The 16386-nt window shown below is 52.1% G+C and carries 17 protein-coding genes; 12 read left to right on the top strand and 5 right to left on the bottom strand.

Going from position 1 to position 16386, the window contains the following annotated elements; genetic code table 11:
- Nucleotides 1–4: 4 nt before the first annotated feature.
- Complete coding sequence (gene map / locus ACP15Y_RS10650; protein ID WP_424983046.1) at nucleotides 5–835, top strand: type I methionyl aminopeptidase; 831 nt, start codon at nucleotides 5–7, stop codon at nucleotides 833–835.
- Nucleotides 836–1561, top strand: a complete 726-nt coding sequence (radC, locus tag ACP15Y_RS10645; protein WP_424983045.1) for a RadC family protein — start codon at nucleotides 836–838, stop codon at nucleotides 1559–1561.
- 413 nt (nucleotides 1562–1974) lie between these two features.
- Here the strand turns inward: radC and ACP15Y_RS10640 are convergent, their stop codons facing one another.
- On the bottom strand, nucleotides 1975–2712 hold the full coding sequence (locus tag ACP15Y_RS10640; protein ID WP_424983044.1) for a cytochrome c biogenesis CcdA family protein: 738 nt from the start codon (nucleotides 2710–2712) through the stop codon (nucleotides 1975–1977).
- Between the two features lie 200 nt (nucleotides 2713–2912).
- Between ACP15Y_RS10640 and rpe the strand changes: the two genes are divergently transcribed.
- From rpe to ACP15Y_RS10620, 4 genes are all read left to right on the top strand, one after another.
- Nucleotides 2913–3605, top strand: coding sequence for a ribulose-phosphate 3-epimerase (gene rpe / locus ACP15Y_RS10635; protein ID WP_424983043.1), 693 nt, complete (start codon nucleotides 2913–2915; stop codon nucleotides 3603–3605).
- Nucleotides 3606–3630: 25 nt separating this feature from the next.
- Entirely contained in the window at nucleotides 3631–4800 is a 1170-nt protein-coding gene (locus ACP15Y_RS10630) for an MFS transporter (RefSeq protein WP_424983042.1), read from the top strand.
- Nucleotides 4797–6101 carry an adenylosuccinate lyase gene (gene purB / locus ACP15Y_RS10625; protein WP_424983041.1) on the top strand — a complete coding sequence of 435 codons (1305 nt, stop codon included), beginning with the start codon at nucleotides 4797–4799 and terminating at the stop codon, nucleotides 6099–6101. The genes ACP15Y_RS10630 and purB overlap by 4 nt, the downstream gene beginning before the upstream one ends.
- Before the next feature lie 253 nt (nucleotides 6102–6354).
- Nucleotides 6355–7233, top strand: a complete 879-nt coding sequence (locus ACP15Y_RS10620; protein WP_424983039.1) for an EamA family transporter — start codon at nucleotides 6355–6357, stop codon at nucleotides 7231–7233.
- Here ACP15Y_RS10620 and ACP15Y_RS10615 read toward each other — a convergent pair.
- Together ACP15Y_RS10615 and ACP15Y_RS10610 are read right to left on the bottom strand one after the other, a co-directional pair.
- The gene (locus ACP15Y_RS10615; RefSeq protein ID WP_424983038.1) at nucleotides 7230–7700 is read right to left on the bottom strand and encodes an SRPBCC domain-containing protein; all 471 of its coding nucleotides are present in this window, start codon (nucleotides 7698–7700) and stop codon (nucleotides 7230–7232) included. The genes ACP15Y_RS10620 and ACP15Y_RS10615 overlap by 4 nt on opposite strands.
- On the bottom strand, nucleotides 7693–7998 hold the full coding sequence (locus ACP15Y_RS10610) for an ArsR/SmtB family transcription factor (protein ID WP_424983037.1): 306 nt from the start codon (nucleotides 7996–7998) through the stop codon (nucleotides 7693–7695). Before ACP15Y_RS10610 ends, ACP15Y_RS10615 begins: the two co-directional genes overlap by 8 nt.
- A gap of 118 nt (nucleotides 7999–8116) precedes the next feature.
- On the opposite strand from ACP15Y_RS10610, the gene ACP15Y_RS10605 reads away from it, so the two are divergent.
- Entirely contained in the window at nucleotides 8117–8668 is a 552-nt protein-coding gene (locus ACP15Y_RS10605) for an RBBP9/YdeN family alpha/beta hydrolase (RefSeq protein ID WP_424983036.1), read from the top strand.
- A 6-nt stretch (nucleotides 8669–8674) separates the two neighbouring features.
- On the opposite strand, the gene ACP15Y_RS10600 is transcribed toward ACP15Y_RS10605, so the two are convergent.
- Together ACP15Y_RS10600 and ACP15Y_RS10595 are read right to left on the bottom strand one after the other, a co-directional pair.
- The gene (locus ACP15Y_RS10600) at nucleotides 8675–10075 is read right to left on the bottom strand and encodes an MFS transporter (RefSeq protein ID WP_424983035.1); all 1401 of its coding nucleotides are present in this window, start codon (nucleotides 10073–10075) and stop codon (nucleotides 8675–8677) included.
- A 100-nt stretch (nucleotides 10076–10175) separates the two neighbouring features.
- Nucleotides 10176–10502: a DUF1476 domain-containing protein gene (locus tag ACP15Y_RS10595; RefSeq protein WP_424983034.1), complete on the bottom strand. Its 327-nt coding sequence runs from the start codon at nucleotides 10500–10502 to the stop codon at nucleotides 10176–10178.
- Nucleotides 10503–10754: 252 nt separating this feature from the next.
- Between ACP15Y_RS10595 and purC the strand changes: the two genes are divergently transcribed.
- The 5 genes from purC (at nucleotide 10755) to purL (ending at nucleotide 16366) form a co-directional block, all read left to right on the top strand.
- Entirely contained in the window at nucleotides 10755–11519 is a 765-nt protein-coding gene (gene purC / locus ACP15Y_RS10590) for a phosphoribosylaminoimidazolesuccinocarboxamide synthase (protein WP_424983033.1), read from the top strand.
- A 22-nt stretch (nucleotides 11520–11541) separates the two neighbouring features.
- The gene (gene purS / locus ACP15Y_RS10585; RefSeq protein WP_424983032.1) at nucleotides 11542–11784 is read left to right on the top strand and encodes a phosphoribosylformylglycinamidine synthase subunit PurS; all 243 of its coding nucleotides are present in this window, start codon (nucleotides 11542–11544) and stop codon (nucleotides 11782–11784) included.
- Nucleotides 11785–12219: 435 nt separating this feature from the next.
- The gene (locus tag ACP15Y_RS10580; protein ID WP_424983031.1) at nucleotides 12220–13299 is read left to right on the top strand and encodes an acyltransferase family protein; all 1080 of its coding nucleotides are present in this window, start codon (nucleotides 12220–12222) and stop codon (nucleotides 13297–13299) included.
- Between the two features lie 169 nt (nucleotides 13300–13468).
- Nucleotides 13469–14158, top strand: coding sequence for a phosphoribosylformylglycinamidine synthase subunit PurQ (purQ, locus tag ACP15Y_RS10575; protein ID WP_424983030.1), 690 nt, complete (start codon nucleotides 13469–13471; stop codon nucleotides 14156–14158).
- Nucleotides 14159–16366 (top strand): phosphoribosylformylglycinamidine synthase subunit PurL, encoded by a 2208-nt coding sequence (gene purL, locus ACP15Y_RS10570; RefSeq protein WP_424983029.1) that lies wholly within the window; start codon nucleotides 14159–14161, stop codon nucleotides 16364–16366.
- The last annotated feature ends 20 nt before the right edge of the window (nucleotides 16367–16386 follow it).

Here is a 16386-nt window from a genome sequence, read left to right as displayed (position 1 = left end):
TTCCATGGTCACCTATACCCAAGCAAAACCCGATCAAAAACGCACACCCGGCATTATTCCGCTGCACGGTGAAGAAGGTTTTGAGGGCATGCGCAAAGCCGGCAATCTGGCCGCCCAAGCGTTGGATATGCTTTATGAATATGCCCAACCCGGCGTCACCACCGCTGAGCTCGACCGTCGCGCATTTGAATTTGCGATGGACAATAATGCTGTGCCCGCCACGCTGAATTATCGTGGCTACCGCCACTCAATCTGCACCAGCATCAACCATGTGGTGTGCCACGGCATTCCAAACGAAAAGCCGCTGAAAAATGGCGATATCGTCAATATCGACATCACCTTGATTGTTGATGGTTGGCATGGCGACACGTCACGCATGTACCCAATTGGCGATGTGTCACGCAAAGCAGAACGCTTGATCGAAGTGACCTATGAAAGCCTTTTCCGCGCGTTGGAAGTCGCCAAACCCGGCAAAACAACAGGCGACATTGGCCACGCCATTCAAAGCTTTGCCGAAGCAGAACGTTGCGGCGTGGTGCGCGACTTTGTGGGCCATGGCCTTGGCCGCTTGTTCCATGACGAACCAAACATTCTACACTTTGGCGACCATGGCACTGGCCCAGAGCTGAAAGCTGGCATGATCTTCACCATCGAGCCAATGATCAATTTGGGCCGCCCAGACGTGAAAATCCTGGGCGATGGCTGGACCGCTGTCACCAGAGACCGCACGCTATCTGCCCAGTGCGAGCATTCAATCGGCATCACCGAACATGGGTGCGAAATCTTCACCCAGTCGCCAAATGGTTTGTTCAACCCACTCGAAGCGCGGCGGTAAATGAGCGACGCAGACGAGTCTCAAGCCGATCAGCCAGCCCTGGGCAAAAAGCCTAAGCTGCATTATCACGGCCACCGCGACCGTCTGCGCCAACGTTTCGAACGCGACCTCGGCTCGTCCTTCGAAGATTATGAATTGCTAGAGCTCTTGCTCTTCCGCATTCTGCCGCGCCGCGACACCAAACCCATCGCCAAGCAATTAATCACCCGCTTTGGCAGCTTTTCCCAAGTCCTCGCCGCCCCGGCCAATTTGCTGCAGGAAATTGATGGCATTGGCCCCACCGCGGCCATGGACATCAAAATCATGCTCGCCGCCGCAAAACGCTATTCAAAGGATGCCTTGCCCGAACGGCCAATCCTCAATTCGTGGGATGCGCTGCTCGATTATTGCAAATCAGAAATGGCTTTTGAGGATAAAGAACAGTTCCGCCTGCTCTTTTTAGACAAGCGCAACAAACTAATCGCCGACGAAGTGCAGCAAATCGGCACGGTGGACCACACCCCTGTCTATCCACGCGAAGTCATCAAACGCTGCCTAGAACTCTCCGCCACCGCCATGATCCTTGTGCACAATCACCCCTCTGGTGATCCAACCCCGTCCAACGCCGACATCCAAATGACCCGCGCCATCGCCGACATCGCCAAGCCCCTAGGCATCACCCTGCACGACCACATCATCATCGCTAAAGATGGTCACAGCTCCCTACGCGCGCTGAAACTGTTTTAAAATTGCTCGATAAATATTTCTGAGCATACCCCACGCAGCCATCCCGGCCCTGAGCCGGGATCAAGTCCGGGGCGGCCAATTACATTAACCCGACACCAACCAACCCCACCCGTCATTTCCGGACTTGATCTTGCAATCCATTTGCGACGTCAAAACCCACAAGTGCTCGATGTAAAATCACTTCCGTTTCCACAAGCGGACACATCAAATGGATTCCCGGATCAAGTCCGGAAATGACGCTGTGCGTTTACGTCAAATTCTTTGCAGGAAAATCACGAGGCTAGTCAACAATGCACCATCCATCCACTCTGTGCCCAGTGCGCAAAGAGATTGTAGGATGCGTGCCGCCGCCCCTATTCAAAATAGGGGCAAGGCGCGCCGACGCCAAAGCTCGACGCGCAATGGGCACAGCCCTAGCCGAAGTTTTGGAGGACGGGGAATGTCTCCAACAACCAAAAACTAATCCGCGTAAAATCACCCGTCAGGAACAACACACCTGTGATGATCAAAAACACGCCCATCACCTTCTCGACGGTGCCAAGGTGCTTTTTGAAATTCTGGAAGAAATTCATAAATGGACGAATGGCCAATGCGGCAGCAAAAAACGGCAAGCCAAGCCCAGCGGAATAAACCGCCAATAGCCCAGCCCCCTGCCACGCGGTTTCAGATGTGCCCGCTATTGGCAAAATCGCGGCCAGGATTGGCCCAATGCATGGCGTCCAACCAAGGGCGAAGGCCAAACCAAGCCCGTAGCCCCCAAGGGGGCCAGTGGCCGTGGTCGGCCCACTCATCCGCGCTTGACGATAGAGCAAGCCGATGCGTAGTAGGCCGAGGAAGTGCAAACCCATAACAATAATTACGATGCCCGCCAATGGCACCAGCCAATCCAGCGCGGAACGCAAGGCGCTGCCCAAGAAGGTGGCCGAAGCGCCCATAAGGATAAAGACGGTTGAAAAACCCAAGATAAAGAACAGCGATGTGGTCACGGTCTTCCACCAGACTTTGCTGCCGGTGTTGCTTTCATCTTGCAGCTGCTCAAATGTTGTGCCCGCCATATAGGAGAGATAAGGCGGCACCAGCGGCAACACGCAGGGCGACAAAAAGCTCAAAACACCTGCGCCAAATACAACTGGTAAACTGATGGAAAGCATCACAACATCCTTGCTTGTTTTGCAACGCGCCTCTTTTGAACCCGTCAAAAGCCAAAAGCAAGCGACCAGATGTCGCTCTAACGCAATTGTGAGAACAGGTGAAGATTCATCCTTTGGGCAATTGGCATTTGATAACCATTGTGCTAACCCCGCTTACATATCCCAAAATATAGCTGGCTAAAGATCAGGGGAGCCCCCAAATGAGCCAATTGCCAATCAAAATTGCACCTTCAATTCTTTCTGCTGATTTTGCCCGTTTGGGCGACGAAGTCCGCGCCATTGATGAAGGCGGCGCCGAATGGGTGCATGTGGATGTGATGGACGGTCACTTTGTGCCCAACATCACCATTGGTCCAATGATTGTGGAGGCCATTCGCCCCGTCACCAAGAAAATCTTGGACGTGCATTTGATGATCGCGCCAGCTGATCCTTATCTTGAAGCTTTTGCCAAGGCTGGGTCTGACATTATCACGGTGCATGCCGAAGCAGGCCCGCACCTTGATCGTTCCCTTCAGGCCATCAAGTCCATGGGCAAAAAAGCCGGTGTCTCTCTCAATCCTTCTACCCCTGTCTCTGTGATTGAGAATGTTATTGACCGGTTAGACCTCATTTTGATTATGAGCGTAAACCCCGGATTTGGAGGACAAAGCTTTATCCCCCAAGCCATTGAAAAAATTAAACAAGCCAAAGCATTGATTGGCGATCGCCCAATTGACCTTGAGGTTGATGGTGGGGTCACCGCAAATAATGCTGAGGAAATTGCACGCGCCGGGGCAAATGCACTGGTGGCTGGGTCAGCCATCTATAAAGGCAATGACCCTGCAAATTATGCCCCACGCATAAGCGATATTCGCCAGGCCGCTGAAAAAGGTCTGCAATCGCGCCGAACGTAACCGCACATCATAAAGGTCCCTATTTATGTCTATGCGCAATTGGCTCTTCTTTGTTTTCTTCTCTCAGCCGGTCGCGCTTGGCGCCTGGCTTCCGCGCATTCCTGAGGTGCAAGAAAAACTTGCCCTCAGCCCTGCTGAACTTGCAATCGCCCTTATCGGCGCCCCCATCGGCACTTTGTCGTCCCTGCTGGTGGCTGGTCGCATTGGCGATTGGCTCGGCGCCCAAAAAACAATGCTGATTTTCTACCCATTGTTCTTTTTGGCGATGACCCTCCCCTTCCTCGCCAACTCCCAGCTCACTTTGATGCTTTCTTTGGCCGTAATGGGGTCTACGCTGTCCATTCTCGAACTCGGCATGAATGTATCTGCTGACCTTTACGAGAAACAGCGCAAAAAGCTGGTGATGAGCCGCGCCCACGGTCTTTGGAGTCTTGGCTTGATGACGGGCACAATCGTCGGCTCAGCGTCAGCCGCCGTGCGCTTCGATCCATTTTTGATGGAAGTGGCAATTTTCGCTGTTCTTATCCTGCCAAGCCTTTATGCGGTGAAACAGGTAAATCTGGATCAACCAGCGCCAGCTGCCACAGCAAACACTGGCAAAACACGCTTCACCATGCCCCACATCCTGCTGCTGGGCATATGCTTGTTCACCTTCGGCACCACATTGACTGAAGGCGCCGTTGCCGATTGGGCGGCGATCTTCATGCGTGATATTCACGGCGCGTCCCATGGCTTCGCAGGCTTGTCCCTCACCTTCTTCACCATGTCCGTAGCGCTGACGCGTTTGACTGGTGATAAGCTGCGCGAGCATTTCTCCACCACAGACCTAGCCCGCACATTGGCCATTATCGGCGTGATGGGTCTTGGCGTGATTTACATTGCCCCCAATGCGATTATTGCCATGCTGGGCTTTGCCATGCTGGGCAGCGGCGTTGCCCTTGGCTTCCCGCTCGCGGTAACGGCTGCGGCCAACGCGCCCGGCAAAAGCTCCGCGTCCAACGTGGCCGTGCTCTCTTTCTTGGCGCTTACCGGCTTTTTGGTCGGCCCAATTTCCATCGGTTTTGTCGCTGAAGTCACCAACATTAAAATCGGCTTGATGGTCATCACGCCAATGTTGGCGGTCAGCGCCGTGCTTGCCAGCACGCTAAAACCTTCTTCCTCCCACACTGAAACGAGTGAAAGTCAAACCACATGATCCCCCGTTATTCACGCGATGAAATGGTGTCCATCTGGTCACCAGAATCCAAATTCCGCATTTGGTTCGAAATCGAAGCCCATGCCGCATCTGCGCAAGCCAAACTCGGCATCGTGCCAGAAGAAGCTGCCAAAATTGTATGGGAAAAAGGCGAAAACGCCCAGTTCGACGTTGAGCGGATTGATGAAATCGAACGCGAAGTTAAACATGACGTGATTGCATTTCTCACCCACTTGGCTGAGATTGTTGGTCCCGAAGCCCGCTTTGTGCACCAGGGCATGACCTCATCTGACGTGTTGGACACTTGCCTTTCCGTGCAATTGACCCGCGCGGCAGACTTGCTTTTGGCCGATATGGACAAACTGCTCGCCGCCCTCAAAAAGCGTGCCTATGAGCAAAAAGACACCATCACCATTGGTCGCTCTCACGGCATCCACGCCGAGCCAACCACCTTCGGCGTTAAATTGGCGCAAGCCTATGCAGAATTTGACCGCTGTAAAAAGCGTCTCGAAATCGCCCGCGAAGAAATCGCCACATGCGCCATTTCTGGCGCGGTTGGCACCTTCGCCAATATCGACCCTTCCGTTGAGCAATATGTCGCGGAAAAGCTGGGCTTGGCCATCGAGCCTGTTTCCACTCAGGTGATCCCACGCGACCGTCACGCTATGTTCTTCGCCGTGTTGGGCGTGGTGGCCTCTTCCATCGAACGTTTGGCCACCGAAGTGCGTCACTTGCAGCGGACCGAAGTGTTGGAAGCAGAAGAATTCTTCTCCAAAGGCCAAAAAGGCTCTTCCGCGATGCCGCACAAGCGCAACCCAGTATTGACTGAAAACCTCACAGGTTTGGCCCGCATCGTGCGCGGCATGGTCACCCCGGCGCTGGAAAACGTTGCCCTTTGGCACGAGCGTGACATCTCGCACTCTTCTGTTGAGCGCATGATCGGCCCAGACGCGACCGTCACCCTCGATTTCGCTTTGGCACGTTTGACCAATGTGGTGGAAAATCTGGTTGTGTACCCAGAAAACATGAAAGCCAATATGGACAAGCTGGGCGGCTTGCACAATTCGCAACGCGTTTTGTTGGCCCTCACCCAAGCTGGTCTGTCCCGAGAAGATAGCTACCGCGCCGTTCAACGCAACGCCATGAAGGTTTGGCGCGGCGAAGGCGAATTTGCTGCCTTCTTGAAAGCAGACGAAGAAGTGTCCAACGCCCTGAGTGATGCCCAAATCGACGATATGTTTGATGATGGCTACCACCTCAAACATGTTGATACGATTTTCGCCCGAGTCTTCGGCGAATAAACATGCAAAAGCCCGGCATTTTTGCCGGGCTTTTCTTTGATCAGCACTTTTGATCTTTCCATCTCAAAATATGATAAGCAGGCGAAACCTGCATATAAGTCACTGCAAAATAACGTCTTTTGAAATAAAAATACATTCAATAAATTGATTTTGATTTATTTTTTGCTTCGTATGAAAAATGTGCCTGCTTGACCAAAGTCAGCGGTACTGTCCTAATCGCGCCAGTTTTTGATATGATGCGCGGAATGCCTTTATGCCCGTAAAAGATTTCTTCCTTGCCCTGCTCGTTGTGGCCATTTGGGGCTTCAATTTTGTCGCCATCAAAGTGGGCGTAAATGACATTCCGCCGCTCATGCTCAATGCCATGCGCTTCTCGCTCGTTGTGATCCCATGGATCTTTTTCATCAAAAAGCCCAATATTGGCTGGAGCTACATTATCGGCTTCGGCATGTTTTTAGGCGTCATCCAATTCGGTTTGCTCTTCACCGCCATGAAATGGGGCATGAGCGCATCGCTGTCCTCCATCGTTTTGCAACTGCAGGCTTTCTTCACCATTCTATTTGCGTTTTTGCTGTTGGGCGAAAAGCCCAAAAGCTGGCAGATCATGGGTGCCTTCGTCGCCTTTTCTGGCATCGGCATCATCGCAGCAGAGCGTTATACCGGCGGTGCGCTTGTGCCGTTTCTGATGTGCGTTGCCGCCGCCTCCTCTTGGGGCGTGGCCAACATCATCACTAAAAAGGCCGGGCAAGTTGATATGCTCAACTTCGTGGTTTGGGGCAGTTTAATCCCGCCGATCCCACTGCTGATCTTATCGTTCATGCTTGAAGATCATGCCGCGATCTGGGCCGTATTCACCAACCCGCAGCCGCTCTCCATCGCCGCCGCCTTTTATTTGGCCTACCCGACCACCATTTTGGGCTTCGGCATTTGGAACCAATTGCTCAAAAAGCATCCTGCCAGCCTTGTCGCCCCATTTTCGCTGATGGTGCCCGTGTTCGGCGTCCTGTCCGGCACAATATTCTTGGGCGAGAGCATGAGCAGCGCCGCCATCATTGGCGGCACCATCATCTTGCTGGGACTGATGCTGAATGTTTTTGGCGGCCGCCTATTTGTCAAACGCGCGTCGGCTTAGGCCGCCAACGCGACAAACCGATCAGCAAACCCGCGCATCATATCGGCCCATGCATTTGGCGATTCAAATGCCGCCTTCATCTCTGCCGCCCGTTCGCCATAATTCTCTAGCAAGCGATGCGTCAGCGTCACCTCGGTCATGTCACCTTTGCTCTCAAAGGTCACATAGACTTCCGTGTCCAGCGCCTCATCACGCGCCCAATCAGCAGTGAGCTGCCAGCACAACAGCAGATGGTCGCCCCGCTCAAAGCTTTTCACAAAGCCCCAATCGGCTTCATTGCCTTGGCTATCATGCTCATACCAGCGCCCCTGCGGAGTTAACTCCACCACCACATCCTGCACTTCATTTTGCAAAATAGAATGGCTTTTCGGCCACCAGCTGCCCATCCGCGCCACAAACACATCAAAGGCTTTGCCTGCATCCGCAGGCACCATCACTTTTTTCGAAACGCTCATTGTCTCAGCCATTTTTGTCCTCCCTGAATTCCTGCTGATAATTTGCCAAAGCCTCATCCCAAAATTCATCCATCCAGCGCCGAAGCCCTGCCAGCCCGCGCTGATCCGCAAAATAGATCTGCCGTGTGCCTTCTCTTTTGGCCCCAACCAATCCCGCCTGCAGCAACACTTTTAGATGTTGTGACACGGCAGGTCGGCTCACTGGCAATTGATCAGCCAATGGCTGCACATGGCTGGGGTGCCTCGCCACCAACTCAAATATTTGCCGTCGCGTCGGATCGGCCAACGCATCCCATGCTTGCTGTTCCATCATCACACCAAATGTTAGCATTCACTTACGGTAAGTAATTACTTACGAGGAGTCAAGATATGAAATTTTGATCGACTTTTCCCTTGCGCCATCCCGCAAAAATCGGCATCACACTCATATGAAAATCGCAGAAGCAGACATATTGATTGTGCCCGGTTTAGGCGGCGCCAGCGCCGACCACTGGCAAACAAATTGGGTCAACAAAATGCCCACCGCACAACTGGTAGAGCAAGAAAACTGGACCAATCCTGACCCGGAAAAATGGTCAGATAAGCTGCATCATGCCGTTATGATGAGCACTCGCCCTGTGGTGCTGGTGGGCCATTCGCTGGGCGTGCACACGATTTCCCGCACCGCGCAAAAGCTGACCGACACCAAAGTGGCTGGCGCCTTTTTGGTGACGCCGCCGGATATTGAAAACAACAAGAATGTGTCGAAGAAATCAAAGCGCTTCGCGCCCATTGTGCAAGATCCTATGCCCTTCCCCTCGCTGCTGATCGGATCAAGCAATGATCCATTTTGCGATGTGGAAGCCGCCGCTCAAATGGCTGCCGCATGGGGTTCTGTCTTCAACGACGCAGGCGAAATTGGTCACGTCAATCCAAAGTCCGGCTTTGGCCCTTGGCCAGAGGGCCTCATGGCTTTCGCCAATTTAATGCGCCGCATCTAAAGCCTGCTATCCAGCACTATGTGAAGGCCACACGGGATGGTGACGGTCGATTTTAAAGCTATGGCTGTGCACAATCTCATCATGCTTGTGCGGATGGGTGTGCGGTTCTGGTCCCTCCCAACCTTCATGTTCGTGCTGGTGATGGTCCCCATGAAAATGCACATGGTCGTGATAAACCTCATCATGCCGATGCGTCATGGGCGCATAGCTCTCCTTAGGCCAAAACAGCTTTGCCACGATCAACGCCACAAGGCTCAGCGCTGCGAAAGCATAAAGCGTTGCGCCCATGCCTAAGACGCTTGGTAAAAAGCCAGCCATTGGATAGGCCAGCAACCAACATGCGTGCGACAATGCAAATTGCGCCGCAAGCAGCTTGGGCAAGTCCTCTTCATTTGCAGAGCGTTTAAATACACGGCCAGCAGGCGTTTGCACCAAGCTATATCCGAGGCCAAGCAAAGGCCAAATCATCAGCAAAAACACATAGGTCAATCCGCCAAACATAATTGCGGTGAGCGATACACCCGCAAGTAGGATCGTTGCCCCGGCAAACATCACCCGGCGGTCGCCCCACCTTTGCGTCAACTTCGGCACAAGAAATGCTGCAATTAAAGACCCACTGCCAAATGCGGCCATGGCAAATGCCAGCTCGCTTTCGCCCAAGCCCAATTGCTCGCGCACCAACACCACGCTATTGACGATCACCATCGCCCCGGCGAAGGCCACAAGAAAATAGAGCACGAAAACTCCGCGCAATCTGGGTGTTTTTGCATAAATCTGGAAACCCTGCGTCAGCTTGCGCTTCAGCGGATCGGCCACATTGTCCAACGACAATGGCGGCACAGTCGCCCTGGCCACAAGCATAGCAGAAATCAAAAACGCAATGCCGTTCACCACAAAGAAACTCTCAAAGCTCACAAACACCAGCAACAGCGCCGCAATGGTCGGGCTCAACAAATTTTCCAAATCATAGGCCATGCGCGACAGGCTGAGCGCTTTGGTATAATCCTCATCCTTCTCGAATAATTGCGGAATGACAGACTGGAATGTGGGCGTGAAACCCGCCGACGCTGCATTAAGCACAAACATCAGCAGATAAATCTGCCAAATCTCCGTCACAAAAGGCAGCGCCAGAACGCAAAGCGCCCGCACCACATCAAGTCCAATCAACACCTGCTTGCGCAATTGCCCCGGTATAATGGCACTAATCACTGGTGCTATAAAAATATAGGCAATCATTTTGAGTGTCAGCGCGGTGCCCAACACTTGGCCTGCGTCTGCTCCAGCCAAATCATAGGCCAAAAGCGCCAGCGCAATGGTGGTCAGGCCAGTGCCCGCCAGCGCAATCACCTGCGCCCCATAAAGCTTGCGATAATCAGAGTTTTTCAACACGCCAAGCGAAATTTGCATAATGCCTCCAAACAGAGTTGCAGATTTCCATGTTCCCGCACAAAAGAAAAGGCCCGAACTGCTAAGTTCGAGCCCTCAAAATTCATCGATACAGTGAAGCCTAGTCGGCTTCTTTAACCTGCATCTCCGCTTTCACATAAAGCGTGCGCATTTTGTCGCGCAAATCAGCTTCTGAAACGTCAACGCCAGCCGCTTTAAAATCGCCGCTTACTTTGCGGTAAACATCTTCATCGCCAGCTTCTTCAAAATCTGATGCAACAACTTCAGTCACATAAGCATTCACGTCTGCATCGTCAGTTTTGCCCAAAAGGCCAGCGGCCCATAGGCCCAACAATTTGTTGCGCCGCGCTTCAATTTTAAACTTCAGCGCTTCGTCATGGGCATATTTGGCTTCTTCTGCCTTTTCGCGATCGTCAAATCCGGCCATTTTGGTCTCCGTGAAATAAAAAGGGAACACCCTTCAAACAAACTCCAGCTACGAGATAAAGCGAAAAGGGAGGAAAATCAACGATTCTGCGGCGCAATTTGCAAATTCGCGGCAATTGGCCGCTCAAATTTGACATTCATCCTCAAAACCCACAAAGAATGCGGTAATAATTGATTAAAGACTTGCTTTTTACCCCCAAAAAGGGACATGAAGCGACCATACATTACATTTCAGGAATCGCGGGTATTGAACATGAGCCGTCGGCGCCGCCTCTATGAAGGCAAAGCGAAAGTTCTCTATGAAGGTCCAGAACCGGGAACCTTGGTGCAACATTTTAAAGATGATGCCACCGCGGGTAACGGCGAAAAGCATGAAGTGATTGACGGCAAAGGCGTGTTGAACAACCGCATTTCCGAATTTATCTTCACCCATGTGAATGATCTGGGCATTCCAACCCATTTTATCAAACGCCTCAATATGCGCGAACAATTGATCCGCGAAGTTGAGATCATTCCACTAGAGGTGGTTGTGCGCAATGTGGCCGCTGGCTCCATTTGCAAGCGTTTAGGTGTTGAAAGTGGCACACGCCTGCCCCGCTCCATCATCGAATTCTACTATAAAGACGATAAGCTCAACGACCCGATTGTCGCCGAAGAGCATATCACTGCGTTTGGCTGGGCCAATCCGCAAGAGCTGGATGACATCATGTCCATGGCTGTGCGCATCAATGACTTTTTATGCGGCATGTTCATGGCGGCTGGCATTCAGCTGGTCGATTTCAAGATCGAACTTGGCCGTCTTTATGAAGATGACACCATGCGCATTGTGTTGGCCGATGAAATTTCGCCAGACAGCTGCCGCTTGTGGGATGTCAAAACACAAAACAAGCTGGATAAAGACCGCTTCCGCCAAGATTTAGGTGGCCTTGTGGACGCCTATCGCGAAGTCGCCCAACGTTTGGGCATCTTGTCCGAAGCTGATAACGCGCTGGCCACTGGCCCTCGCCTTGTACAATAATCAAAGATTGAGACGAAGATAAATGCACGCACGCATATTTGTTACATTGAAAAATGGCGTATTGGACCCACAAGGACAAGCCATTGAAGGCTCCTTGTCCAGCTTGGGCTTTGAGGGTGTAGACGCGGTCCGCCAAGGCAAGATCTTTGATGTTAAACTCGAAGAAACCGATCACGAAACAGCAAAAGAAAAACTCGCCCAAATGTGCGAGAAGCTGCTTGCCAATACAGTGATCGAGAACTATTCCATCGAGATCGTCGACTAATTAACGATAATTTCTTCACCAATTGCGGCCACATTGTGGGAACAATGTGGCATCTGGCGCGTTGGCTATACAAATAAAAATGTCACAACCATATGATAGGGACGGTGAATAGATACTTTTCGCCGAATGGGTAACTCTTTATGATTAAACGACTTTCGCTTACAGCAGCATTTTTTCTTGCCTTGGCGATTATGGCTGGCGCTTACGGAACCGTTCCAATCACATAAGCAAATTGCCACATTTCAGTTTTAAATATTGTATTTAGGGAGGCTCCAACGCCTCCCTTTTTTGTTAATAAAATATGTAAAGTTTTAGTTTTTAAGCAGAACAATTAACCTCAACATTGATTAGTTACCGATCAAAAGAATGTAACCATTTTTTTGTTTACCTATCCGCTGTATAAACAGAACAACTATACTTGCAAGGGTGGACATAATGGCAAGCGCAAAACGTTTAGACTGGGTAGATGCCGCGAAAGGAATTTCGATCCTTTTGGTGGTGATGATGCATTCAACATTAGGTGTGGGGCAAGACGCTGGCGATATCGGCTTTATGCATTATGCCGTCACCTACTCCGCGCCATTTCGGATGCCAGAGTTCTTTTTGATATCAGGCCTATTCTTATCCTACGTAATTGGTCGCGACTGGGGCCGATATGCTGATCGGCGTGTGGTCCATTATCTCTATTTCTACGCGCTTTGGGCAATCATCCAGCTCTTTTTCAAGAACGTCGTCGCCTCGGGCGACATTGCGGGCTTTGTATCTGGTATCTTCTTCGCCATTTTCGAGCCTTATTCGATCTTGTGGTTCATTTACATGCTGGCGTTTTTCTCTGCCGTCACAAAATGGCTTTACAATAACCACGTGCCACATTGGTTGGTGCTCGCAGTCACCGCCGTGTTGCAAATGCTGCCTACAGGCAATCAGAGCACAATCATCGCCTATTTTGCTGAATATTATGTATTCTTCTATGCAGGTTATGCTTTGGCACCCCAAATATTCAAGCTGACGCGCTGGGCGCAAGACAACGCGCTGCTTGCCATGCTCGCTCTGGTCGCATGGGCTGGCATAAACTTTGGCCTCGTATTTTGGCCAAGTGTCGATATGCAACCAGACCACGTTACCGCAGGATATGCTGCTCTACCGGGCATTCACCTTGTGCTGGCTTTTGCTGGCACCACTGCGATCTGTGTGTTCTCTGCCCTATTGGCAAAGTTCAACATGGCAAAGCCTTTGGCATGGATTGGCGAGCGTTCACTTGCCGTCTATGTGGCTTTCGTGATCCCCATGGCAATCTTCCGCACCATCCTGTTTAAACTGGGCATCATTTCCGATGTCGGCGTGATGAGCGTATTGGTCATCATCGTGGCGGCAACAGCGTCATTGATTGCCTATGAGATTGTACAGAAAATCGGATTTGGCAAGTTTTTGTATGAGCGGCCTGAGTGGGCGAAACTTCAGGCAAGCCGGGAAAAACCTGACCAAGAAGTCAAAAACAGCGCTCCAGCTGAATAGTTTTTGCAAAAAACCGAGAATTCTTTGAAAAAAGCGGCGCGAGACCTCTCGCGCCTCTTGCTTTTTGGGGGCTTTTTGAACCATTAAGAGCCAAACCCAACCGCATCTTTTAAGCGCCCATAACGCAGATGCAAATTGTGCCTTTGCACACCGAAAAGGAATCACGCTCATGAAGTCTGCAGTGATTGTCTTCCCCGGCCTCAACCGCGATAGAGACATGATCGCCGCACTTGAAAAAGTGACGGGAGAAAAACCACATCTAGCTTGGCACGGCGATAGCGACTTGCCAGACGTTGATTTGGTTGTGGTCCCCGGCGGTTTCTCATATGGCGACTATCTGCGCGCTGGCGCCATCGCCGCCCGTTCGCCGATGCTTAAGCGGGTGAAGGAACATGCTGATCGTGGCGGATTGACTTTGGGCGTGTGCAACGGCTTCCAAATCCTCACCGAAACGGGTCTCCTGCCCGGCGCATTGATGCGGAATCGGGATTTGAAGTTTTTGTGCAAAGTGATTCATTTAAAAGCAGAAAACACCACTTCGCCTTTCACCACCGCCTATAAGGGCCACGAGGCATTCCCATGCCCCATCGCTCACCATGATGGCAATTACTTCATTGATCAGGATGGGTTGAAAGCGCTTGAAGATAACGGCCAAATCGCGTTCCGCTATTGCGATGAAAACGGCAATGTCACCATCGAAGCCAACCCGAACGGCTCCATTGAAAACATCGCCGGCATCACCAACAAGCAAGGCAATGTGCTGGGCATGATGCCTCACCCGGAAAACCTTATCGAAGCAGCCCATGGCGGCATTGAAGGCCGCTACATCTTTGACAGCCTAGTGGCAGCGGTGGCGTAAATGTTGAAAAATCAAAATATCGAAATCACACCCGAATTGATCGCCAGCCATGGCATCAATGAAGAAGAATACGCCAAAATTCTTGAGCTGATTGGCCGCGAACCGACATATACCGAGTTAGGCATTTTCTCTGCCATGTGGAACGAGCACTGCTCTTACAAATCCTCAAAGAAATGGCTGAAAACGCTTCCGACAACTGGCGACCGCGTAATCCACGGCCCTGGCGAAAATGCCGGCGTTGTGGACATTGATGATGGCCACGCCGTGGTCTTCAAAATGGAAAGCCACAACCACCCATCCTACATCGAGCCATACCAAGGCGCTGCGACAGGCGTTGGCGGCATTCTGCGTGACGTCTTCACCATGGGCGCGCGGCCCATCGCAGCGATGAACGCCCTGCGCTTTGGCGCACCAGATCACGAAAAAACCCGTCACCTCGTGTCCGGCGTTGTGGCTGGCGTTGGTGGCTATGGCAACTCTTTCGGCGTACCCACAGTTGGCGGCGAAGTTGAATTCGACCCCCGTTACAATGGCAACATCTTGGTCAATGCGTTCGCCGCGGGCCTTGCCGATGCCGATAAAATCTTCCTTTGCGCGGCCAAAGGCGTTGGACTACCCATCGTTTATCTCGGTGCAAAAACCGGCCGCGATGGCGTTGGTGGCGCGACAATGGCGTCTGCCGAGTTCGGCGACGACATCGATGAAAAACGCCCCACCGTTCAGGTTGGCGACCCGTTCACTGAAAAATGCTTGCTCGAAGCCTGCTTGGAACTGATGCAGACCGGCGCGGTGATCTCCATTCAGGACATGGGCGCCGCTGGCCTCACCTGTTCTGCTGTGGAGATGGGCGCGCAGGGCAATCTCGGCGTTGAGCTTTATCTTGATGACGTGCCCACGCGCGAAGAAGCGATGACGGCTTACGAAATGATGCTGTCTGAAAGCCAAGAGCGGATGTTAATGGTGCTTGATCCTGAAAAAGAGGATGTGGCCAAAGCTATCTTCCACAAATGGGATCTCGACTTTGCCATCGTCGGCAAAACAACAGACGATCTGCGCTTCCGCGTGATCCACGAAGGCACAGAAGTCGCGAACTTGCCGATTAAAGATTTGGGCGATGAAGCCCCTGAATATGATCGTCCACGCACAGCATATCCTGCGCCCTCAACACTTGGCGAAATCGACAGCAATATCGATATCTCGCAAGCCTTGTTGACCCTCGTGGGCAACGCAAATGGCGCATCGCGCCGCTGGGTTTGGGAGCAATATGATACGCTGATCCAAGGCAATTCAGTGCAAGTGCCCGGTGGTGACGCTGGTGTCGTGCGTGTGGAAGGTGCAGACGGCAAAAAAGCCCTCGCCTTCTCCGTTGACGTGACCCCACGATATTGCGAAGCCAATCCGCGCGAAGGCGGCAAGCAGGCCGTTGCGGAATGCTGGCGCAACCTCTCTGCTGTTGGCGCGCTACCGTTGGCCTCAACCGACAATCTGAATTTCGGCAATCCTGAAAAGCCAGAAATTATGGAGCAGTTCTCGCAGGCCATTCTCGGCATTGGCGATGCCTGCCGCGCGCTTGAGTTCCCAATCGTCTCGGGCAACGTGTCGCTTTACAACGAAACCAACGGCATTGGTATTTTGCCAACCCCGGCCATTGGCGGCGTTGGCCTGCTGAAAGACTGGGCAAAAATGATGACTCTTTCCTTCAAAGAAGAAGGCGAAGTGATTCTTTTGATTGGCGAAAAAGGCACACACCTTGGTCAATCCGCCCTGCTGCGCGATTGCTTCAACCGCATCGAAGGCGATGCCCCTCCTGTCGATCTTGCGAAAGAAGCCAAGCATGGCGCCCTGATCCGCGAGCTTATTGATCAGCAACAACTCACCGCTTGTCACGATCTCTCGGATGGTGGCCTTGTGGTTGCACTGGCTGAGATGGCCATGAAGGGCAAAATCGGCGCGCAGCTTGAGCTTTCAAATGATCTGGGTGAATTGTTCGGTGAAGACCAAGCCCGCTATATCGTCACGGTAAAATCTGATAATCTTGAGTCGGTTCTGGCCGCTGCCAAAGCACAAAATGTGCCGGTGACCCAATTGGGCACTGTGGGTGGCGATAAGCTGGAAGCAAAAGATATATTTGCCGTATCGATTGCGGAACTCAGCGATTTCCATGAAAGCTGGTTCCCAGACTATATGGCAGCAGAAGCGGCGCAATAGCCGCCTAATTGGAGATTGTT

The sequence above is a fragment of the Maritalea sp. S77 genome, assembly GCF_049801075.1.
Taxonomy (GTDB): Bacteria; Pseudomonadota; Alphaproteobacteria; order Rhizobiales; family Devosiaceae; genus Maritalea.
This window is presented reverse-complemented; position numbering and strand designations above follow the sequence as displayed.